Below are 19957 nucleotides of genomic sequence, written 5' to 3'. Positions count from 1 at the left end.
TCCCCATGCCACAAGCGCTTACGCGCACTTCGTGTGGCCCCGGCTTAGATAACGGACTTTTCACAGGCTGGCAACCACTTCTTTCACGATTGCCAACCCAGTCGTGCTTTTTTGACCCGCAACGTCACGTGACCCCCACCGTCAGTCTGTCGACTGCGTGCAAGACGGCGCAACACCACGGGCCCTCCCCAGCCCGACTACCCGTCATCCCGTTCCGTGCCGATTGCCCCCAATCGCCCCCATCGCGGCCGCCCTGCGGCGCGTGGTCGCGCCACCACCCTACTCGCCCGGGCGGGTTCCGTCGCCCACCGCCGGTCGGCTGGCGCCGGAACCGGGGCCGCCATCCGCGCTCCTCTATACTTGCCCGTCACGACCACCGACTCCGGAATCCGATTCGATGTCCCGTATTCGCCGTTGGCTGCGTTGGGCGCTCTATGCGTTCATCGGCGCAGTCCTGCTGGGCGCCATCGCGCTCGGCACCCTGTACTACCTGATCGTCCCCAAGCTTCCCGACGTCGAGACCCTGCGCACGGTCGAGCTGCAGGAGCCTATGTACGTCTATGCCCGCGACGGCCGCCTGATGGCGCTGTTCGGCGAGACCCGGCGCTACCCGATCGCCATCGAGGACGTGCCCGAGCGGCTCAAGCAGGCGTTCATCGCGATCGAGGACGCCCGCTTCTACAAGCACCACGGCATCGACTACAAGGGCATCGGCCGGGCGATCTGGCTGCTGGCGACCACCGACGACAAGCGCGTCCCGGGCGGCTCGACCATCACCCAGCAGGTCGCGCGCCAGTTCTTCCTGAGCTCGGAATACAGCTACAAGCGCAAGCTCGGCGAGATGCTGCTGGCCATGCGCATGGAGCGCGAGCTCAGCAAGGACGAGATCTTCGAGCTGTACTTGAACAAGAGCTTCTTCGGCAACCGCGCCTACGGCGTCGGCGCCGCCGCCGAGTTCTACTACGGCAAGAAGATGAGCGAGCTCTCGCTCGACGAGATGGCCTCGCTGGCCGGCATCCCGAAGTTCCCGTCCAGCGGCAACCCGCTCAGCAATCCCGACCGCGCCAAGCTGCGCCGCGACTACATCCTCGACCGCATGGCCGAGCAGCGCTTCATCAGCGCCGACGAAGCCGCGCAGGCCAAGGCCGTGCCGATGCACGCCAGCCCGCACGAGCGCCCGGTCGAGGTCTACGCGCCCTACGTGGCCGAGATGGTGCGCCAGGAAATGATCGCCCGCTACGGCGCCGAGGCGCTGACCAAGGGCTATCACGTCACCACCACCATCGACCCGACTTTGCAGGTCGCCGCCGACAAGGCCGTGCGCGACGGGCTGTCGGTCTACGACCGCCGCCATGGCTGGCACGGGGTCGAGCAGCACTTCGACCTCGCCGCCGGCGAGGACGCCGCGACCGCGCGCCAGCGCCTGCGCGGCATCCCGGCCCAGGCCAATCTGTTGCCGGCAGTCGTGCTCGGCAGCAGCGGCGGCCAGGCCAACGTCGTGCTCGGCGACGGCACCGAGCTGACCCTCACCGAGAAGCAGGGCTTCGGCGGCCGCAGCCCCGGCAGCCTGGTCAAGCGCGGCGACGTGGTGCGCATCCAGCGCACCGAGACCGTGACCGAACCGGTAGTCGCTCCCGCCGCTCAAACCGGCACCGCGGCGGCCGCACCGGTCGTACCCGCCGCGCCGGCCAAGCCGCCGGTGGTCAGCTACCGCCTCGACCAACTGCCGCAGGCGCAGGCCGCGCTGGTGTCGCTGGAGCCGAGCAACGGCGCCTTGCGCGCGCTCTCCGGTGGCTACAGCTTCGCCGGCGCCAAGTTCAATCGCGCCACCCAGGCGCGCCGCCAGCCCGGCTCGAGCTTCAAGCCGTTCGTGTATGCGGCGGCATTCGAGCGCGGCTACAACCCGGCCTCGATCGTCCTCGACGCCCCGGTGGTGTTCAAGGACCGCCGCGGCCACCTGTGGCGCCCGCAGAACGACGGCGGCAATTTCGCCGGCCCGATGCGCGTGCGCGAAGCGATGGTGCAGTCGCGCAACCTGGTCTCGGTGCGCCTGCTCGACGCCATGGGCGTCGACTTCGCCCGCAAGTACATCAGCCACTTCGGCTTCGATCCGGAGCAGTTGCCGCCCAACCTGTCGATGTCGCTCGGCACCGCCTCGCTGACGCCGCTGTCGGTCGCACGAGGCTATTCGGTGTTCGCCAACGGCGGTTTCCGCATCACCCCGTGGTTCATCGACGAGGTCAAGGATCGCGCCGGCGCCGTGGTGTTCAAGGAAAAGCCGGCCACCGCCTGCCCCGAATGCGGCGGCCGCGGCGGCACCTCGGTCGCGGTGCCGGTCAGCACGGTGGTCGACGGTTTCGACCTGGGCCCGGCCGGCGGCAGCACCGACACGGTCAAGCCCGACCCGAAGAAGCCCGATCCGAAGGCCAAGAAGGCCGAGGACAAGCCGGCCGCGCCGAAGAAGGAACTGACTGCGGCCGAGAAGGCGAGCATGAACCTGGCGCCGCGCGCGATCGACGACCGCATCGCCTACCAGATCGTTTCGATGCTGCGCGACGTGGTCAAGCGCGGCACCGGCACCGCGGCCAAGGTGCTCGGCCGCGAAGACGTCGGCGGCAAGACCGGTTCGACCAACGACCACCGCGACGCCTGGTTCTCCGGCTTCGGCGGCCCTTACGTCACCACGGTCTGGGTCGGCCGCGACAACTACAAGTCGCTGGGTTACCGCGAATACGGCGGTAAGGCCGCCCTGCCGATCTGGATCGACTACATGCGGGTGGCGCTGAAGGATCAGCCGCTCGCCGTCAACGAACCGCCGCAGGGCATGGTCAAGGTCTCCGTCGCCGGCAACGGCGCACTGATTCCCGACGGCGCCGGCGGCGTGATCGAGTGGGTCAAGGCCGAAGACCTCGAGCGCATGCAAACCTATACCGATTACGGCAACGAAGAATCGGCGCCGTCGGAAGAGTCCTACGACATCTTCTGATCGCCTGTCCCAGGCAAGGCCCCGGCCAAGGCCGCACGCAGCGCGTGCGGCCTTTTCTTTGCGCCAGCGTGCGGCTCGGATCGTCCGCGCCAGGCCTGGCGTCTTGCCCGGTCGCGTTTGCCAGGTCGTATCTTGCTGAATCAGGCGCCTCGCGCCCTGCCGCGGCGACGGCGAGCCGCATGGACATTGCCCTGACCGACGAACGTGCTAGGTTTGGTCATGCCAGCCCTACCCGGCCGCGGCGAGCGCCCTCGCCGTGACGTGCCAGCCCGGAGGTCGAGATGCACCAGGCCCGACAGCACGCACATCAGCATGCGCAGACCCGCATTCGCGAGCGTCGCCATCGCCTCGCCCACGAAGCGGCCCGCCTGATCGCCGAGAGCGGCATCCGCGACTACCACCAGGCCAAGCTCAAGGCCGCCGAACGCCTGGGCATCTTCGACGACGCTTCGCTGCCGCGTAACCGCGAGATCGAGGACGCCTTGCGCGAGTATCAGCGCCTGTTCCAGCGCGACAACCTCAACGGCCTGCGCCAACGCCGCGAGGCCGCGCTCCGCGCGCTGGAATTCTTCGCCGAATTCGAGCCGCGCCTGGTCGGCCCGGTGCTGGACGGCACCGCCGACGCACGCAGCCCGGTCGCCCTGCACCTGTACAGCGACGATGCCGAGGCCGTGTCGATGTTCCTGGATCACCATCTGATCCCGGCCGAAGCCCGCGAACGCCGCCTGCGCCTGGACCGCGAACGCAGCGAAGACTTCCCGGTGTGGGTGTTCGGTGCCGAGGACCTGACCTTCGACCTGACCGTGCTGCCGCTCGACGTGCTGCGCCAGGCGCCGTTGTCGAACGTCGACGAGAAGCCGATGAAACGCGCCTCGGCGTCGCAGTTGCGGCAGTTGCTGGCCGACGAGGAAATTTCCGACTTCGAGCGAGGATAGCGGGCCGTGGCGCCGATGCCGATGCGGGCAGAACCCTCCGGCTCGCCTCGGCCCACAGAACGCCCGACCAGGCGGCCCGGTCATCGCCGCGCGCCTGAACGCCCTCGCGACGCTACCTAGCCGTCATCCCCGCGAAGGCGGGGATCCGGAGACTTCAGAGCCACGTCGCGACCGAGCCCCAGGGGCCACGCCTTCGCGGGATAGCGGCACGAGATGAGCCAAGCACCATGCGGCCGTGTGCGCATCAAACGAATACGATCCAACGAATACGAAACCGTATCAGCCCGACAAAACCGTTCGAAGGACCGAACCCATGCGAGACCACCCCCGACGCGGCACCGCAGCGATGCAAGTCATCGCGTCCGGCATTCGCCTGCTCTTCGGCGGATTGATCCTGTCGGCCGTGTCGTTCGTCGCAGCAGCGACGCCGCCGGCGCAACGCACCGCATCGAACACAAGCACACCGACCGAACCGAACACCGTCGCCGGTTTGGTCGCCCGCTTGCGTACGCAGGCCGCGGCATCGCAATCCAGCCCCGCCGTGCGCGCCGACTACGACGCCCTGCGCGCCGCCCAGAGCTTGAGTGCCGCACAACTGCCCTACGCCGACTACGCCTATCTGCGCCTGCTGTTCGAAGCCACTCGCGACGGCGGTTACTGGAACCTGCATTGGGCGATCACCGATCGCGAACCCAATTCGGACGCGATCTGGGCCCAATGGCGCGCCCGGCGCAGCGCGACCCCGACCGGCATCACCGCCACCGCCGAATGCGACGAGCTGTCCGCGCTGTACGCCTTCCTCGCCCGCCGCGGTGGCGTGCGCAATGTCGGCCTGTTCTGGCCGACGGCGAACCACACCGTCGCGGTCTGGCGCATTCCCACGACGCCAGGCGAAACCCGCATCGTGGTTCCGACCACGCAGATTTTCCTGAGCCAGTACGACAGCTTCGGCACCCGCGGCTTCGACCCGTGGAAGCAGGCGAAAATCTACGAATACGGCCGTCGCGACATCGCCGACGATGCGCGCCTGCCGCAAGCGCTGATCGGCTTCTTTCTGGCCCAGAACGACAAATACGCCCGCGCCTCCGGCCTGAGCCTGCAGCGCATGCGGCAACTGCGCGACGGCGTGCTCGACGGCAGCCTCAGTGCCGACCAGGCCATGCGCCAGGCGCAAGCGCAACGCGAACGCATCGCGCCCGGCGCCGCCGACGACCGCAGCGCATATGCGCATTTCATCCGCGACCTGCAAGCGGCCGCAAAGACTCCATAGCGCCGGCCCCACCCCGCCGCTGCCGTAACGCGTATAAATCCGCATCGATCCTTAGCAGGAAGCGCCCTACCATGACCCATCGCCTCGGCCGTCCGTTCTTGTCTGCCATGGCGGTCGCGCTGTGTTCGCTGGGCGTGGTATCGGCCGCATTCGCGCAACAGCCTCCCGCTGCCGGCGCGCGTCAACTGCAACTCGAAGCGCGCCTGCAAGCCGAGCCTTATCGCTGGGAGCTGGCCGACGGAACCGTCCTCGTCCAAGGCCTGGCCGACGACTCCGCGCGAGTGACAGTGACCGAGCAGGCCGGCCAGGAGCACTACGCCCTGGAAATGCTCTGGGGTCGGTTCCCGGTCAAGGTCGCCGCGGAATGTTGGCTGCAGCCGCCGGCGCGGTTCGAGGCCTGCGCCGAAATCGGGCGGCGCGAGGACACCCGGGCGCAGAAAGAACAGAGCGCCGAAGAGGAACGCAAGGAACTCGAACGCAAGCGCCGGTTGGCCGCGCGCACGGCCTGGATACGCCCGGCGCTGAGCCCGAAGCGCGTCGTCTCGATCCTCTCCAAGGCGATGCGCGACCAGCAGGCGTGGATGCGCACGCCCGCCGCGCGCTTGGTCGCCGACAACTTCGCCTGCGATGCCGGCAATCCGGGGCTTCCGAAAATCGCTGCTGCCGCGCGGGAAAAATACGCACGCGCCCGTAGCGTCGGTGCGTACGAGGCCGAGGGCGAGCCCTTGCTGATCGAAGCCGCCGAGTTGGGCAACTGGCGCGCGGTCGCGACCTTGTTCAACGTGGCGATGCATGGCGAAGACTGGGAATCGGCCCAGCCGTTGGTCGCCTGGCTGCTGCAACGCGGCGCGCCGGCCGGCTACAACAAGCTCGCCGAGCTGCACGGCACCATCGCCAGCTACGAAGACGGCCAAGCCTCGCCCGCCGAGCAGGATCTGGCCACGGCGCTGCGTTGGCGCGCCGCGCAAGCCGGCGACCCGGGCGCGCAGCGCGATATGGCCGGCTATTTCAAGGAACGCGATCCGCAGCTGTCCGAGCGACTGACGCACTGCGCGCTGCAACGCTTTCCCGACCTCAAGTAAGCGCACGCCGCGCAACGCCCTCCGGGCTCCACGGCAGCCCCTCGTCCGGCCGGGTCGAGGTTTCCGTGAAATCTGCCCGATGACGAACGAGACGCCGCCACGCACCGACGGCACAATGACGATTCTTTACGCAGCCACCCAAGGAAGCATCATGCGATTTCATGGAACTCTACTGCTGTGCCTGGCGACGCTTTCGTCGGCCGCCCTCGCCGCCGACAAACCGGCGATCAGCCTGTCCAAGCTCTACCAAAGCTACGAAGAGGCCGGCCACAGCGCGCTGTCGATGCCCGAGTACGATCAGGCCGTACGCTTCACCGCGGTGGTGCTGGAACAGAGCACCTCGATGGCCGACACCTCGCTCACTTCCGCGACCGACGCCGACGGCGAGGTCGAGTACGCGCGCCTGACCAGCGAGGACGGCAAGCTGGCCGCGTTGCCGCCCGGCACGGCCTTCACTGCCACCTGCACGGTCGGCTTCACGTCCGGCACCGAGTACCTGAATCTGACCGACTGCGTCATCGAGTAAGGCGCCGCGCCACAGCGGCGCCGCCTCGGCGATGCCGTTGCCGAAGCGCAAACGAAAACGCCCCGCCGAAGCGGGGCGTTTTCGCATCCGGCCTGCGAACGCGGATCAGCGCTGGTCGGCGCCGACGTAATCGCGGGTGGCGTGGCCGGTGTAGATCTGGCGCGGACGGCCGATCTTGTTCTCGGGGTCGTTCTGCTGTTCTAGCCAGTGCGAGACCCAGCCGGCGGTGCGCGCGATCGCGAACATGACCGTGAACATCTCGACCGGAATGCCGAGCGCCTTGTAGATGATGCCCGAGTAGAAATCGACGTTCGGGTAGAGCTTGCGCTGGACGAAATACTCGTCCTTGAGCGCCGCCTCTTCGAGCTTCATCGCGACTTCGAGCAGCGGATCGTTGACGCCGAGCTCGCCGAGCACGTCGTGGGTCATCTTGCGGACCAGCGCGGCGCGCGGATCGTAGTTCTTGTAGACGCGGTGGCCGAAGCCCATCAGGCGGAAGCCCGATTCCTTGTCCTTGGCCTTGTCGATCGCGCCCTTGACGTTCTCGGGGCGGCCGATCTCGTTGAGCATCTTGAGCACGGCCTCGTTGGCGCCGCCGTGCGCCGGTCCCCACAACGCGGCGACGCCGGAAGCGACGCTGACGTAGGGGTTGGCGCCGGTCGAACCGACCAGGCGCACGGTCGAGGTCGACGCGTTCTGCTCGTGATCGGCGTGCAGGATGAACAGCAGGTCCATCGCCTTGGCGGCGACCGGGTTGAGCTCCAGCGGCTCGCTCGGCACTTCGAACAGCATGTGCAGGAAGCGCGTGGTGTAGTCGAGGCTGTTCTTCGGATAGCGGATCGGCCAGCCGATCGAATAACGATGGCAGGCGGCGGCGATCGTCGGCACCTTGGCGATCAGGCGGATCGCGGCCAGGCGGCGCTGTTCCGGATCTTCCAGGTCGAGTTCGTTGTGGTAGAAGCTCGCCATCGAGCCGAGCATGCCGACCAGCATCGCCATCGGATGGGCGTCGTGGCGGAAGCCGTACAGGAAGGTACGAAACGCTTCGTGCATCATCGTGTGATGCGTGACTTCGTGCTCGAACTTGCTGAACTCGCCGGCGGTCGGCAGTTCGCCGTTCATCAGCAGATAGGCGACTTCGAGGAAGTTCGACTTCTCGGCGAGCTGTTCGATCGGGTAGCCGCGGTACAGCAGCACGCCCTCATCGCCGTCGATGTAGGTGATCGCCGACTTGCAGCTGGCGGTCGCGGTGAAGCCGGGGTCGTAGGTGAACATCCCGGTTTCTTTCGGCAGCTTGGCGATGTCGACGCAGGAAGCGCCCAACACCGGGTGCTGCACCGGCAAGATCACGCTCTTGTCGCCGGCGGTCAGGGTGACCTGATCGAGGCCAGCTTTTTTGGAATCATCGGACACGAAACACTCCTCAATCTGCCTGCCGCAGGGAAGGCCGCGGCAGGAGGGGGACGGGGGTCGCATTTGAACTGCGATGCTGAATTATCGCACAACGCTTCTTGAGCCCAAGCTCGGACTTTGGTCGGGAGGGGCGCATGGCGGCCACGCAGCGTTTCATCGCCGAGGCCGGTTTTCGGCCCGCAGGCAGGCCCCGGAAGGCCTCGCGCCGGCGCACGCGGGCGGGCTTGTCGCGGCTTGGCGGAAAGCCTGTCGCGAGACGGTCGCCGGCTCGAACCAGCGCGACGAAGGTGTCCCGGGGCGGGACGAACACCGCGGCCCGGCAGCGGCTAAACACCGCCAGGACGCGGCAGCGCGAACCGTCGCGGTTGCGCCGTCGTTCACCGGAACCTAAGGCGACGCAAACGCAAACGGCCGCCCTTTCGGGCAGCCGTTGTGCGCACAGCGATTGCGACGCGATTACTTCTGCGCGTAACGCTTGCGGAACTTGTCGACGCGACCGCTGGTGTCCATGATCTTGTGCTTGCCCGTATAGAACGGGTGCGACGCCGACGAGATGTCGACCTTGATCAGCGGATACTCGGTGCCGTCGAGCTTGATCGTTTCCTTGCTCGACAGGGTCGAACGGGTCAGGATCTGGAAGTCGGTGGTGACGTCCTGGAACACGACGTTACGGTATTCGGGATGGATGCCTGCCTTCATGGCACTCAACCTTAGGTATGCGGGAAAGTCGGGCAGTATAGCGGCCGGATTGGGGGGCGTGCAAGTCCATTTGGCCGGAAAAACCAATCGGCGGCGGCGAGGCTGAATGAGGTGGGGGGGGGGCTGGACCTACCCTGCTTCCTGCCTGATTCGGCGGCACCTGGCCGGCGATCGCGGGCGAGGCTTGGGGCGTCGCCCGCTGGTGGCCCCTGCTTCCCGGCTTGCGCCGGGCTGGGGCGGTGGAGATGAGCTTTCGCGTTCCTCCTCCGCTGGTTACGACGCCCGGGAGATGACCTTCCGCGCTCCTGCTGCTTTCGCCGTACGCCTACTCTCCTCTGCGAGGGTGTGCGGCCAGTGCCTTCTGAATCAGGGTTTCGAAGCGCTGGTGATCATATTTCATGAGAATCGCGACTTTGTCGGGGCGGCCTTCCTGGCGACGCCAGTCGACCACGGTCGCGCCGCGGCTGTGGGTGCCTTTGAGTTCGATCGAGACCGGCCGCGATTGCACGTCCTGGGCGCCGTCGGGTTCGAGCGCGAACGCCATCGCCAGGGCGTCGGCGGCATGCCAGTGATCGCCGCGACGGTCGATCGACCACATCCGCGTCTTCTCGGAAATGCGCTCGTAGAACTTGCCGCGCGCCGAATCGGTCTGGAACCAGGTGAGCACTCGTTCGTGATGCAGGCCGTGGGCAATCACCGCTTCCCAGTCGGCCAGGTCGATATGCTCGAAGGCTTCGAACACGATGTGCGCCGCTTCCGGATCGAAGTAGATGTTGAACTCCGCCGCCGGGGTGATGTTGCCCTGGCAGGTCACCGCGCCGCCCATCACCACCAGGCGCGCGATGCGCTGCGGCAGGGTCGGATCGAGCTTGAGCGCCAGCGCGACGTTGGTCAGCGGCCCCAACGCCACCAGCAACAGCTTGCCGGCGTGTTCGTGCGACAGGCGGATGATCGCGAGCGCGGCATGTTCGGCTTCGACCTGGCGCTGGGCGGCTTCGTAGCCGACGTCGCCGAAACCGTCCTGGCCGTGCACATAGCCCGCGTCCGGCGAGGGATGCAGCAAGGGCGCATCGGCGCCGGCGAACACCGGCACGTCGACGCCGGCCACCTCGCACAGCTTGAGCGCGTTGGCGACGGTGTGCTTGAGGCCGACGTTGCCGGCGGCGATGGTCAGTCCGACCAGTTCGTGGCGCGGATCGTTGAACGCCATCAGCAGCGCCAGCGCGTCGTCCACGCCGGGGTCGGTATCGATAAGCAGGGGAATGCGATCAGTCATGAAGCCACTCGTTCGTCGGTAACGGCCGCGTCGGCCGGGACAGCGTGCAGCGCGCCTTCGTAGCGCAACAGCTCGCCGAAGGGAAACAGGGAGAAAGCGACGGCGAAGCGGTAATGCTCGCCGTCTTCGATGCGCTTGTAGGCATCGGTGCGCGGAAACAGGAACAGCGGCAGCGGCACGCCGCGCACTTCGACGCCGCGCAAACGCCAGCGCCAGCCGCCGTCCTCGAGTTCGACACCGAGTTTCATCCGCGCCGGGCCGGTGCTTTCCAGCCAATGGCCATCGGGATAACGGCCGACCGGACGGAACACCGAGATCAGTTCGCTGCCGTCGTCGAAACGGCGGCGCCACTGCATGGCCTGCGCGTCATGGACGATGTCGACCCGGAAGCCGCGATATGGGCGATCGATCGGAATGCCGAGGCGTCGGGCGAGACGGCGGCCGATGTACCCGGCCGGACCGGTTCCGGTGGAAAGAGCGACCTGCCCGCCCAGGGTTCCGCCGCTGCGATGCAGCGCCTGCAGCAAGGGATGCAGCCGGTCGAAAGCCGGGCTGAACCATTGCGTGACCGCGTTTTGAAGGGCTCCCGGCATCCGGGTGGGGCGCTCCAGCTGGCGGGACACTATGCCATTGTTTGCCGTCGCGGGGAGTGTTCGATTGTGCCCGGCTTGCGGTCTTGGCGATGGCGCTCAGGCGCCGCCGAGACAGCCCTCGACGATCAGGCCGAAGCGTATCTCGCCGCACCGCCGACCCAGCGCGAGACGATGCGTTCGGCCAGCTCCGGCGAGGTCTTCAGCAGGCGCTCGCCCAATTCCTGCACCAGCGGCAGCAGGTCGGCATCGCGGGCCAGATCGGCGACGCGGAAGCCGGCCAGGCCGGTCTGGCGGGTGCCCAGCAGTTCGCCGGGGCCGCGCAGTTCCAAATCCTTCTCGGCGATCACGAAACCGTCGTGGGTCTTGCGCATGGTGTCCAGGCGCTGCCGCGCCAGACCCGACAGCGGCGAGCGATACAGCAGCACGCAGCTCGACGCGGCGCTGCCGCGACCGACGCGTCCGCGCAGCTGATGCAACTGGGCCAGGCCGAGGCGCTCGGCGTTTTCGATGATCATCAACGAAGCGTTGGGCACGTCGACGCCGACTTCGATCACCGTGGTCGCAACCAGCAGGTCGAGTTCGCCCTCCTTGAACGCGCGCATCGTTTCCTGCTTTTCCTTGGCCTTCATGCGCCCGTGCACGAGGCCCACGCGCAAGGGCGCGAGCTGCTGCGACAGTTCCTCGAACGTGGTCTGCGCCGCCTGGGCGATCACCTCGTCGGAATCGTCGATCAAAGTGCAGACCCAGTACGCCTGCCGGCCTTCGGCGCAGGCGGTGCGGATGCGCTGCACCAGTTCCGGCCGACGCTCTTCGCCGAGTGCGACGGTCTGCACCGGCGTGCGCCCGGGCGGCAGTTCGTCGATCGCCGAAACGTCGAGATCGGCGTAGGCGGTCATCGCCAGGGTGCGCGGGATCGGGGTCGCGGTCATCACCAACTGGTGCGGCACGATCGCATCGTCGCCGACCGCGCCGCCGGCGCCTTTGTCCCTCAAGGCCAGGCGCTGGTGGACGCCGAAGCGATGCTGCTCGTCGACGATAGCCAGGGCCAGGTCGCGGAACGCCACGCCTTCCTGCATCAGCGCATGGGTGCCGACCACCACCTGCGCTTCGCCGTTGGCCACCTGTTCGAGCACCGCCTTGCGTGCGCGGCCGGTGACCTTGCCGGCCAGCCAGGCCACGCGCACGCCCAAGGGTTCGAGCCAGCGGCGCAGATTATTGAGGTGCTGCTCGGCCAACAATTCGGTCGGCGCCATCAGCGCGGCCTGGCGGCCGTGCTGCACGGCCAGCATCGCCGCGAGCGCGGCGACCACGGTCTTGCCGCTGCCGACGTCGCCCTGGACCAGGCGCAGCATCGGCGAGGGTTTGGCCAGGTCGGCGCGGATCTCGTCGAACACCCGCCGCTGCGCGCCGGTGAGTTTGAACGGCAACGCCTTGCGCAGTTTCTCGGCCAGCGGCATCTGCTTGAGCGGGCGCGACTTGTGCGCCTGCTGGCTGATGCGCTGGCGGCGCAGGCTGAGGTGGTGGGCGAGCAATTCTTCGAGTGCGAGCCGGCGCTGCGCCGGGTGGCGGCCGGCGATCAAGGCGGCCACGTCGGCGTCGACCGCCGGCCGGTGCACGGTCAGCAGCGCTTCGCGCAAGGTCGGCAGTTGCAGGCGCTCGCGCAGCTCGCGCGGCAGCAGCTCCAGCGAGGCATCGTCGGGCAGGCGGTCGAGGGCGTAGCCGATCAGGCGGCGCAAGGTCGCCGGGCCGATGCCTTCGATCGCCGGATAGACCGGGTCGAGTTGTTCGCCCAGCGCGACCTCGCCCTCGTCGTCGAGCACGCGATAGCTGGGATGAACGATTTCGAGCCCGTGCTGGCCCGGCTTAGGTGTGCCGTACAGGCGCACCCGCGCGCCGATGCGGAACTGCACGACCTGGGCGGCGCGAAAATGGAAGAAGCGCAGCACCAGCACCGAGCGCGAATCGTCGCCGACCGCAACGCGCAGCATCGGTCGGTAACGAAAGCCGCGGTCGACCGCCTCGACCCGACCTTCGACCTGGGCGGCGACGCCGGGCTGGAGCAGCCGGATCGGGGTGATCTGGGTGCGGTCTTCGTATTGCCGCGGCAGTTGCAGCCAGAAATCCTGCAGCGTGGTCAGGCCGCGCGCGGCAAGCTTCTCGGCCACACGCGGCCCCACCCCGGGCATCCGCGGCAACGGCTGTGTGTGGAGATCGACGGAGGGCCCGTCCTGACGGCTCGGCATCGCATAAGCATGCCGGGAACGGCCGCAAAGCTAAACCCCGGCGCGTCCCTGTGCCGGGTCTTAAGCATGAACCCCGATGCATCGCGGCGGCGAACGAAACCGCTGCCGCCGTCGAGGCTGGATTCTGCCGTGATCCCGCCGAAGCGGGAGCGACGGAACAACGAAACGACCGGCCCGGCCTCAGAACCTCGCGCTGAACTCCACGCCGTAGCTGCGCGGTTCGCTGACCCGCGCGCCGACCGTGCCGAGCACGTTCTTGCCGTAGGTGCCGAGCGCGTTGATGTACTGATTGTCGAACAGATTATTGCCGTAGGCGGCCAGGCCCCAGCGCCCCTGCGGCGAGGTCCAGCCCACGCGCAGGTCGGTGCGGTTCTGCGCCTCGCCGAGGTTCAAGGCGGGGCTGACGCCGCAGCGGTTCTGCGCCTGCGACTCTTCGCTGCAACGGACCTTGCCGCGATAGGCATGGCGCAGGGAGAAGCGCAGGTCGCCGTGCGCGCCGAGGTTCCAGACGTAATGCGCGCCGCCGGCCATCGACCAGTACGGCAGGCCGGTGGGATCGCCGCTGGCGTCGATGCCGTCGGAGGTCACGTAGTTCTTGTAGGTCGAATCGATGAAACCGGCGTTGAAGTCGAGGCCGAAGTTATCGGTGGCCTGCCAGCGCAGGTCGAGGTCGAGGCCGTAGGCTTCCAGGTCCGAGGTATCGACGACGAAACGCGGAATGTCGGTGCTGCTGTCCAGCCGCACCGCCTGGCGATTGTCGTAGACATAGTAGTAAGCCGACGCGTTGAGCTGCACGCGCTGCTCGGGGAAGACCTGCTTGATGCCGGTCTCGAAGTTCCACACGTCTTCGTTCTCGAAGCTGCTGCCGATCTGCAGCGAGTTGAAGCCGCCGGCCTTGTAGCCCTTGGCCAGCGAAGCGAACACCATGGTGTCGTCGCTGAAGTGGTAGTCGACAACGAAACGCGGGCTGAAATCGCTCCAACTGTTCGAGGTGCGGTTGAGCACGCCCTTGTTGAGCATCGCCGGCGGGTCGATGAAGGCGACGTCGAACACGAAGGCCTCGCGCGGCAGGCCGACCATGTCGAAGAAGCCGAAGGCCTGCAATTGGTTCAAGGTCGCGTCGAGGGCCGGTGCGGTACGCGGCGTGTTCAACCACGAGAACTTCTTCTCGTCGCGGGTGTAGCGCAGGCCGACGGTCAGGTTGAGCTTGTCGGTCGCGTGCCAGATCACGTCGCCGAACACCGCATAGGCCTTGGTATCGAGGGTGTTGTGGAAAGTCTCGTTCCAGCGGTGGCCGAGCAGGGTCAGGGGAATACCGTTGGCCTGCAGTAGGTCGTCGAAGAAACCGAACAGACGCCCGTCCGGAGTCGGCGCCAGACCGAGGTTGCGCACGATGGTGTCGACCGAATCGGTCAGCGCATTGACCTCGCTGGTCTGCCGGGCCTTCTCGTCGAAATAGCTGGCGCCGGCGATCCAGTCGAGCGTGTCGGTGCTGCCGCTGAACTTGAACTCCTGATAGAAGCTGCGGTTGCTCTCGGTGTTGGTCGAATCGACGTACAGATACTTGCGGTTGGTGCCGTCTTCTTCGACCCGGTTGACCGAGTCGTAGTCGCGCCACGAGGTGGTCGAGGTGAAGCCGCCCCAGTCGAAACCGTGGTCGACGATCAGGGTGACGCCGTCGAAACGCCGCGACTCTTCGTTGCCCTCGATGTCGACCGCCGTCGGGATCTTGCGCGGGTCGAGGTAAGCCGATTCGTCGACCGGCAGAGTCGGCAAGCCCGGCGCGGGCGGCAAGGCGACGATGCCGGTGGTGACCTGGCCGTTCTGGTCCAGGCTTTCGTGGTCCCAGCTCAGCAACGCACTGGTGCGCTCGCCGAAGCGGGTCTTGAAGGCCGCGCGCGTCGCCCAGTTGTTTTCCGGGCCGAGGTCTTCGCCGGTCACCGCGTCCTGAATCCAACCATCGGCGTGATTGACCAGGGCATTGAAGCGGAACGCCGAATGCTCGCCGGTCGGCAGGTTGAGCATGCCGTCGACGTATTGCTTGCCGTCGCTGCCCAAGCGCAAACGCGCCTTGACCTCGGTGGCGCTGAAGTCGGGCTTGCGGGTGATGATCGAGACCGCGCCGGCGGCGGTGTTGCGGCCGAACAGGGTGCCCTGCGGCCCCTTCAGCACTTCGATGCGCTCGACATCGGTGAACGGCAACAGCACGCCGCCGCCACGCCCGGCATACACACCGTCGACGTACACGCCGACGGCCGGATCGGTGCCTATGCCGAAGTCGTCGGTGCTGATGCCGCGCAACTGGAAGCCCGGCTGGGTCGGCTGCTGGCTGTCGACCACCAGGCCCGGCACGAAGCTGTCCAGGTCGCCCATGTCCTGCGCGGCGATGTCGTCGATGAGCTCGTCGGTCACCACCTGCAGCGCGATCGGCACGTCCTGCAGTTCCTGCTCGCGGCTCTGCGCGGTGACGGTGATCTTCTCCAGCTCCTTCGGCGCCGCCTCCTGGGCGTAGGCGACCGGCGCGGCCAGGGCGAAGGCGCCGCCGCAAAGCGCGGCGAGTGCGGCGGTGGTCGCGGTGACCAAACGGTGTTTGCGCAACGGCATCGGAAAGCTCCCCTCTCGTTCGTCGTAGACACGAACGCGCACGGCGGCGCGTTCCCCTCCCTGCCTTCCCCGACCCGCAGGTATCAGCCGCACTGCCCCTGTTGCGCGGCGATCCAGTCGCGGATCAGTCTTACCCCTTCGGTGTGCACGACACTGCGACCCAGCTCCGGCATCATCACCGAAGGATCGTCGCTGCGCATGCGATAGAGCAGGATCGATTGATCGGGCTTGCCCGGCACGATGTCGTGGCGGAAATCGCCGGTGCCCTTGCCGGCGGCGATCGGCAGCTTGCAGCGACCCAGCCGCATGGGCTCTTGGGTCGCCGCATCGAGCCACAGTCCCGAGGTATTGCCCGGCCCTTTCGGGCTGTGGCAATGGCCGCAATTGATGTCTAGGTAGGCACGCGCACGCGCGTCCAGTCCCGCCTTGGCGTCGCGCCAGTTCGCATCGCGCGGCGCGGCAGCCGCGGTGGGCGCGCCGTGCAGATAGCCGGTGCGAGTCCAGCGCGCGATCTGATTGCTCAGCCCATCGTCGTAGGCGAAGTCGCGATTGAGATGGCGTGCCTTCGGCCCGATCGGCTGCAGCGCCTTGCTCTTCATGTCGACGCCGTGGCAGCCGGCGCATTGGTTCTGGTCCGGCACTTGGTATTCGGCCGCTTCGCGTTGGCCGTCGGCCGCGACCAGACTCAGCGAAATCAAGGCGCCGCTGCGCATCAACCTGGCCTCGGTCTGTTCGGCGTTCCAAACATAAGGCAAGGCAACCCAGCCGTCCTCGCGCCGTATCAACAGACGGGTCTCGATCAATCGAACCTGGTTCAAGGCCAGGCCGCCGCCGCGCAAGTCCGGGCCATCGTCGGCGCTGCGCAGCACCGCATCGCCGCCGGCCTGGCTGCGTGGGTAGTAGAAGGTCTTGCTGAAGATGGTTCCGACCGGGAAATCGAAGGCCTCGTCGGCCCGGTACTGCGCGGCCTGGCCCTTCGGCATCCATACCGTGCGCAGCTTGTGCGCGTAGTCGGAGAACAGCGGCGTGTTCAAGTCGTAGGGCACGACCCCGGCATTGAGCTTCAAGCGGCCGTCGGCGACGCGCACCAGGTTCCATTCGGCCAGGGTCGGCGGCTGGCCGTCGGCGAAGAAATGCACCGGCGCCGGCGCCGACTCGCGCGCGCATCCGGCCAGCAGCATCGACAGCCATACGGCAACGACCGAGCGCATCATCGTCCTGCGCATCGATCAACCGCGCTTGAGGTCGATCGCCGGCAGCTTCGGCAGGGTGCAGGCGTAGGACTTGAGGTCTTGGCTCGGGCTCTTGTAGCCGCCGGGACCATCGGCGTTGATCACGCCGGAGACGTCGCGGATGCAGATCTGCGGCCCGTCCTTGAGCGCCTTGTTCGCATACCCGTCCCACAGCACGTCGGGGAAGCGGCCGCTGAGGCCGTAGATCGCCGTCTTCAGGGCCTTGAGGTCGAAACCGTCGGGCGAGTCGCCGCCGCCGGACAGGCGATTGCCGTAGATCGAGATCCGCTCCGGATAGGGATCGAAGTCTTTCGCCGCCTTGTCGTCCTTGTAACCGGTCGAATACACGCTGGAGACGATGATGTTGGTGGTGGCGTTGTCGCTGATGTCGTTGTCGAAAATCTCGACGTCGTCGTTGGAATTCACCACCATGCCGCTGCCGGCCGGCACGCTGGCCACCGGCGTGCCCTTGGCGCCGAAGTTGGCGGTGTTGTTCTTGAACACCTTGTTCTTGAACACGCGGATCGCCCCGCCCTGCTGCGACAGCGCCGGCATGTTGAACACCAGGATGCCGCCGGTGTTGTTGGTGGCGACGTTGTCGTAAACGTCGGCGTTGATCGTGTTTTCGATCTCGATGCCGGCGACGTTGAACTCGGCGCGGCTGTTGCGCACGATCACGTCGCGCGACTGGCCGACGTAGATGCCGGCATCGGAAGCGCCGATGGCCACCGAGTTCTCGATCAGCACGTTGCGGGTCTTGACCGGGTACAGACCGTAGGCGCCGTTCTTGGTGCTCGGCCCGCCGGTCCACTCGACCCGCACGTTGCGGATGGTGATGTCCTGCGCCTCGTTGATCTTGAGGCCGTCGCCCTTGCTGTCCTCGATCGCCAGATTCTCGATGGTGAACTGGCTGGCGTTGACCAGCAGGCCTTCGGCGCCGGCCTTCTGGCCCTTGAAACTCAGCACCGACTTGTCCGGCCCGGCGCCGCGGATGGTCACGCCGTCCACGCGCAGGGTCAGGCTGCGGTCGAAGGTGTAGCGCCCGGCAGGCACCTCGATCACCTCGCCCGGCTTGGCGTCGAGCAGACGGGTGCGAAAGCTCTCGGCGAAGGCGGCGTCGCCGGCGGCGACCTGCGCGGTCGCGGTGTGCCGGGGCTGCTCGGGACCGCAGCCGGCGGTCAGGGCCGCGGCGACGGCAAGGGCGAACGCCGGAATCTGTTTGCTCATGGATCTCCCCGTGATTGGCGACCGGGGCGCGGCGCGAATGCTCGCGTTGGGCGTCCCTCGTGGCTATGCGACGAGTCTCCGCCGCCGATGTGAGCGCGCGTGAGGGCGAATGCGGCACACTAAGGGGGCATTAGCGGTCAACCGTGCGGCCACGATCGTGAGGGGCGATGCGTCAGCCATCCGACCAGGACAGCGCCAAATCCGACATCGCCTTGATGTCGCCGAACCTGCTGTGGGGCTTGCTCGAGACCGCGGACCGGATCGGCGCGCCCAGCGACGATTGGTTCGCCGGCACCGGCCTGAGCCGCGCCCAGGTCAGCGACCCGGGCGTGCGCCTGCCCAACCGGCCGACCGCGATCGTGATCGACCGCGCCCTGCGCGTGCTGCCCGACACCATCGGCCTGGACATCGGCCGCAGCCAGCATGTCGGCAACTTCGGCCTGCTCGGCCTGGCGATGACGACCGCGGCGACCTTCGGCGAGGCCCTGCAGATCGGCCTGCGCTTCACTCCGGTGGTCGGCAGCCTGATGCGTTTCGTCGAAAGCGCCTCGGAATCCGGCACGGTCGCCCTGGCCGGGCAAATGACCCTGACCTATCCCTCGATCCACCGTTTCGTCTGCGAGGAGTTCTTCAGCAGTTGCCTCGCCCTCGCCCGCGGCTTGGTCGGCGAAGGCCTGCGGCCCTTGCGCATCGAGTTCAGTTATCCCGCGCCGGACTACGCCTCTCACTATCGCGACGTGTTCGACTGCCCGGTCGCGTTCGAACAACCGCAGAACCGGCTGGTGCTCGACGCGCAATGGCTGGCGGCGCCGCTGCCGACCCACAACCCGATCGCCTCGCGCCAGGTGCTGGCCCTGTGCGAGGCGCAGATGCCGGAAGGCGCGGTGCCCGGCGAGGTCACCGCCGCGGTCGAACGCCTGCTGCGCGCGCAATTGCCGCAGGACCCCAAGCTCGCCGGCATCGCCGCGCAATTGCACGTCAGCGAGCGCACCCTGCGCCGGCAACTGACCGGCGAAGGCACCAGCTTCCACGAGATCCACGACCGTCTGCGCATCGACCTCGCCTATGCGCTGCTGCGCGAACGCAATCTCACCATCGCCAGCGTCGGCGCCGCCATCGGCTACAAGGACCCGCGCGATTTCCGCCGCGCCTTCAAGCGCCTCACCGGCGAAACCCCGCGCGCGCTGCGCGAACGATTGTTGGCCGAGATTGCGCGCGAGCGCAGGTAGGGCTTGGCTCGGGAATCGGGAATCGGGAATCGGGAATCGGGAATCGGGAATCGGGAATCGGGGCGATGATTTGCGAGCTTGCGTCGCCCGGTCAAGGCTCGTCGCTATTGCGGATTCGCGATCGCAGCTCGCGCAGCTCCTACTCTGGAGTTCATGCCCTGACCATGCCGGCGCAAACGCAAACGGCCGCCTCGTGACGGGGCGGCCGTTGCTGGAAACACCGGGCGCCGCGGTTTAGCGCAGCACCATCACCGCATCGACTTCGAACGCCACGCCGCGCGGCAGTGCCGACACTTCGACGGTCGAGCGCGCCGGATACGGCGGGTTGAAGTACTCGCCCATCACCGCGTTGACCTTGCCGAACGCGCCGAGGTCGGTGAGGAACAGGCCCAGGCGGGCGATGTCGGCGAGCGAGCCGCCCGCGGCTTCGCAGACCGCCTGCAGATTGCGGAACGCGCGATGCGCCTGGGCTTCGATGTCGCCCTCGATGACCAGGCCGCTGGCTGGGTCGAGCGGGATCTGGCCGGACAGATAGACCGTATCGCCGACGCGCACGGCCTGCGAGTACGGGCCGATGGCGGCCGGAGCTTGATCGGTATGGATGATTTCGCGAGACATTTGGGGGCCGGGAATCGGGAATGG

15 protein-coding genes are annotated in these 19957 nt (G+C 67.4%); 6 read left to right on the top strand and 9 right to left on the bottom strand.

The window, feature by feature from the left end; genetic code table 11:
• Positions 1-397: 397 nt before the first annotated feature.
• From ACTJJK_RS17055 to ACTJJK_RS17035, 5 genes are all read left to right on the top strand, one after another.
• On the top strand, positions 398-2986 hold the full coding sequence (locus ACTJJK_RS17055; RefSeq protein WP_440730786.1) for a penicillin-binding protein 1A: 2589 nt from the start codon (positions 398-400) through the stop codon (positions 2984-2986).
• Between the two features lie 281 nt (positions 2987-3267).
• Positions 3268-3921, top strand: coding sequence for a hypothetical protein (locus ACTJJK_RS17050; RefSeq protein ID WP_440730785.1), 654 nt, complete (start codon positions 3268-3270; stop codon positions 3919-3921).
• A 313-nt stretch (positions 3922-4234) separates the two neighbouring features.
• Positions 4235-5191: a hypothetical protein gene (locus ACTJJK_RS17045; RefSeq protein ID WP_440730784.1), complete on the top strand. Its 957-nt coding sequence runs from the start codon at positions 4235-4237 to the stop codon at positions 5189-5191.
• Positions 5192-5262: 71 nt separating this feature from the next.
• Complete coding sequence (locus ACTJJK_RS17040; protein ID WP_440730783.1) at positions 5263-6273, top strand: hypothetical protein; 1011 nt, start codon at positions 5263-5265, stop codon at positions 6271-6273.
• 151 nt (positions 6274-6424) lie between these two features.
• The gene (locus ACTJJK_RS17035; RefSeq protein WP_440730782.1) at positions 6425-6799 is read left to right on the top strand and encodes a hypothetical protein; all 375 of its coding nucleotides are present in this window, start codon (positions 6425-6427) and stop codon (positions 6797-6799) included.
• A gap of 105 nt (positions 6800-6904) precedes the next feature.
• On the opposite strand, the gene ACTJJK_RS17030 is transcribed toward ACTJJK_RS17035, so the two are convergent.
• From ACTJJK_RS17030 to ACTJJK_RS16995, 8 genes are all read right to left on the bottom strand, one after another.
• Positions 6905-8212 carry a citrate synthase gene (locus ACTJJK_RS17030; protein ID WP_031372635.1) on the bottom strand — a complete coding sequence of 436 codons (1308 nt, stop codon included), beginning with the start codon at positions 8210-8212 and terminating at the stop codon, positions 6905-6907.
• Between the two features lie 456 nt (positions 8213-8668).
• A complete protein-coding gene (locus ACTJJK_RS17025; RefSeq protein ID WP_031372636.1) occupies positions 8669-8911 on the bottom strand; it encodes a type B 50S ribosomal protein L31 in 243 nt (80 codons plus the stop codon).
• A 325-nt stretch (positions 8912-9236) separates the two neighbouring features.
• The gene (locus tag ACTJJK_RS17020; RefSeq protein WP_440730781.1) at positions 9237-10187 is read right to left on the bottom strand and encodes a nucleoside hydrolase; all 951 of its coding nucleotides are present in this window, start codon (positions 10185-10187) and stop codon (positions 9237-9239) included.
• Entirely contained in the window at positions 10184-10810 is a 627-nt protein-coding gene (locus ACTJJK_RS17015) for a DUF4166 domain-containing protein (RefSeq protein ID WP_440730780.1), read from the bottom strand. Before ACTJJK_RS17015 ends, ACTJJK_RS17020 begins: the two co-directional genes overlap by 4 nt.
• Positions 10811-10905: 95 nt before the next feature.
• Positions 10906-13023 (bottom strand): ATP-dependent DNA helicase RecG, encoded by a 2118-nt coding sequence (gene recG, locus ACTJJK_RS17010; RefSeq protein WP_440730779.1) that lies wholly within the window; start codon positions 13021-13023, stop codon positions 10906-10908.
• 180 nt (positions 13024-13203) lie between these two features.
• Positions 13204-15627 (bottom strand): TonB-dependent receptor, encoded by a 2424-nt coding sequence (locus ACTJJK_RS17005; protein WP_440730778.1) that lies wholly within the window; start codon positions 15625-15627, stop codon positions 13204-13206.
• 83 nt (positions 15628-15710) lie between these two features.
• Entirely contained in the window at positions 15711-16838 is a 1128-nt protein-coding gene (locus tag ACTJJK_RS17000) for an SO2930 family diheme c-type cytochrome (RefSeq protein ID WP_440730777.1), read from the bottom strand.
• A gap of 18 nt (positions 16839-16856) precedes the next feature.
• On the bottom strand, positions 16857-18086 hold the full coding sequence (locus ACTJJK_RS16995) for a parallel beta-helix domain-containing protein (protein WP_440730776.1): 1230 nt from the start codon (positions 18084-18086) through the stop codon (positions 16857-16859).
• 167 nt (positions 18087-18253) lie between these two features.
• Between ACTJJK_RS16995 and ACTJJK_RS16990 the strand changes: the two genes are divergently transcribed.
• Complete coding sequence (locus tag ACTJJK_RS16990; RefSeq protein ID WP_051885114.1) at positions 18254-19315, top strand: AraC family transcriptional regulator; 1062 nt, start codon at positions 18254-18256, stop codon at positions 19313-19315.
• A gap of 234 nt (positions 19316-19549) precedes the next feature.
• Here the strand turns inward: ACTJJK_RS16990 and ACTJJK_RS16985 are convergent, their stop codons facing one another.
• Positions 19550-19933: a RidA family protein gene (locus ACTJJK_RS16985; RefSeq protein WP_031372644.1), complete on the bottom strand. Its 384-nt coding sequence runs from the start codon at positions 19931-19933 to the stop codon at positions 19550-19552.
• Between the last annotated feature and the right edge of the window lie 24 nt (positions 19934-19957).

This window comes from Lysobacter sp. 22409, from assembly GCF_052045105.1.
Lineage (GTDB): Bacteria > Pseudomonadota > Gammaproteobacteria > Xanthomonadales > Xanthomonadaceae > Lysobacter > Lysobacter antibioticus_B.
Note: the sequence above shows the minus strand (reverse complement) of the source record. Positions and strands in the feature narration are given on the sequence as shown.

Coding starts and splice junctions, on each gene's coding strand:
- ACTJJK_RS17055 (WP_440730786.1), top strand. CDS start 398: ATGTCCCGTATTCGCCGTTGGCTGCGTTGGGCGCTCTATGCGTTCATC.
- ACTJJK_RS17050 (WP_440730785.1), top strand. CDS start 3,268: ATGCACCAGGCCCGACAGCACGCACATCAGCATGCGCAGACCCGCATT.
- ACTJJK_RS17045 (WP_440730784.1), top strand. CDS start 4,235: ATGCGAGACCACCCCCGACGCGGCACCGCAGCGATGCAAGTCATCGCG.
- ACTJJK_RS17040 (WP_440730783.1), top strand. CDS start 5,263: ATGACCCATCGCCTCGGCCGTCCGTTCTTGTCTGCCATGGCGGTCGCG.
- ACTJJK_RS17035 (WP_440730782.1), top strand. CDS start 6,425: ATGCGATTTCATGGAACTCTACTGCTGTGCCTGGCGACGCTTTCGTCG.
- ACTJJK_RS17025 (WP_031372636.1), bottom strand. CDS start 8,911: ATGAAGGCAGGCATCCATCCCGAATACCGTAACGTCGTGTTCCAGGAC.
- ACTJJK_RS17020 (WP_440730781.1), bottom strand. CDS start 10,187: ATGACTGATCGCATTCCCCTGCTTATCGATACCGACCCCGGCGTGGAC.
- recG (WP_440730779.1), bottom strand. CDS start 13,023: ATGCCGAGCCGTCAGGACGGGCCCTCCGTCGATCTCCACACACAGCCG.
- ACTJJK_RS17005 (WP_440730778.1), bottom strand. CDS start 15,627: ATGCCGTTGCGCAAACACCGTTTGGTCACCGCGACCACCGCCGCACTC.
- ACTJJK_RS17000 (WP_440730777.1), bottom strand. CDS start 16,838: ATGCGCTCGGTCGTTGCCGTATGGCTGTCGATGCTGCTGGCCGGATGC.
- ACTJJK_RS16995 (WP_440730776.1), bottom strand. CDS start 18,086: ATGAGCAAACAGATTCCGGCGTTCGCCCTTGCCGTCGCCGCGGCCCTG.
- ACTJJK_RS16990 (WP_051885114.1), top strand. CDS start 18,254: ATGCGTCAGCCATCCGACCAGGACAGCGCCAAATCCGACATCGCCTTG.
- ACTJJK_RS16985 (WP_031372644.1), bottom strand. CDS start 19,933: ATGTCTCGCGAAATCATCCATACCGATCAAGCTCCGGCCGCCATCGGC.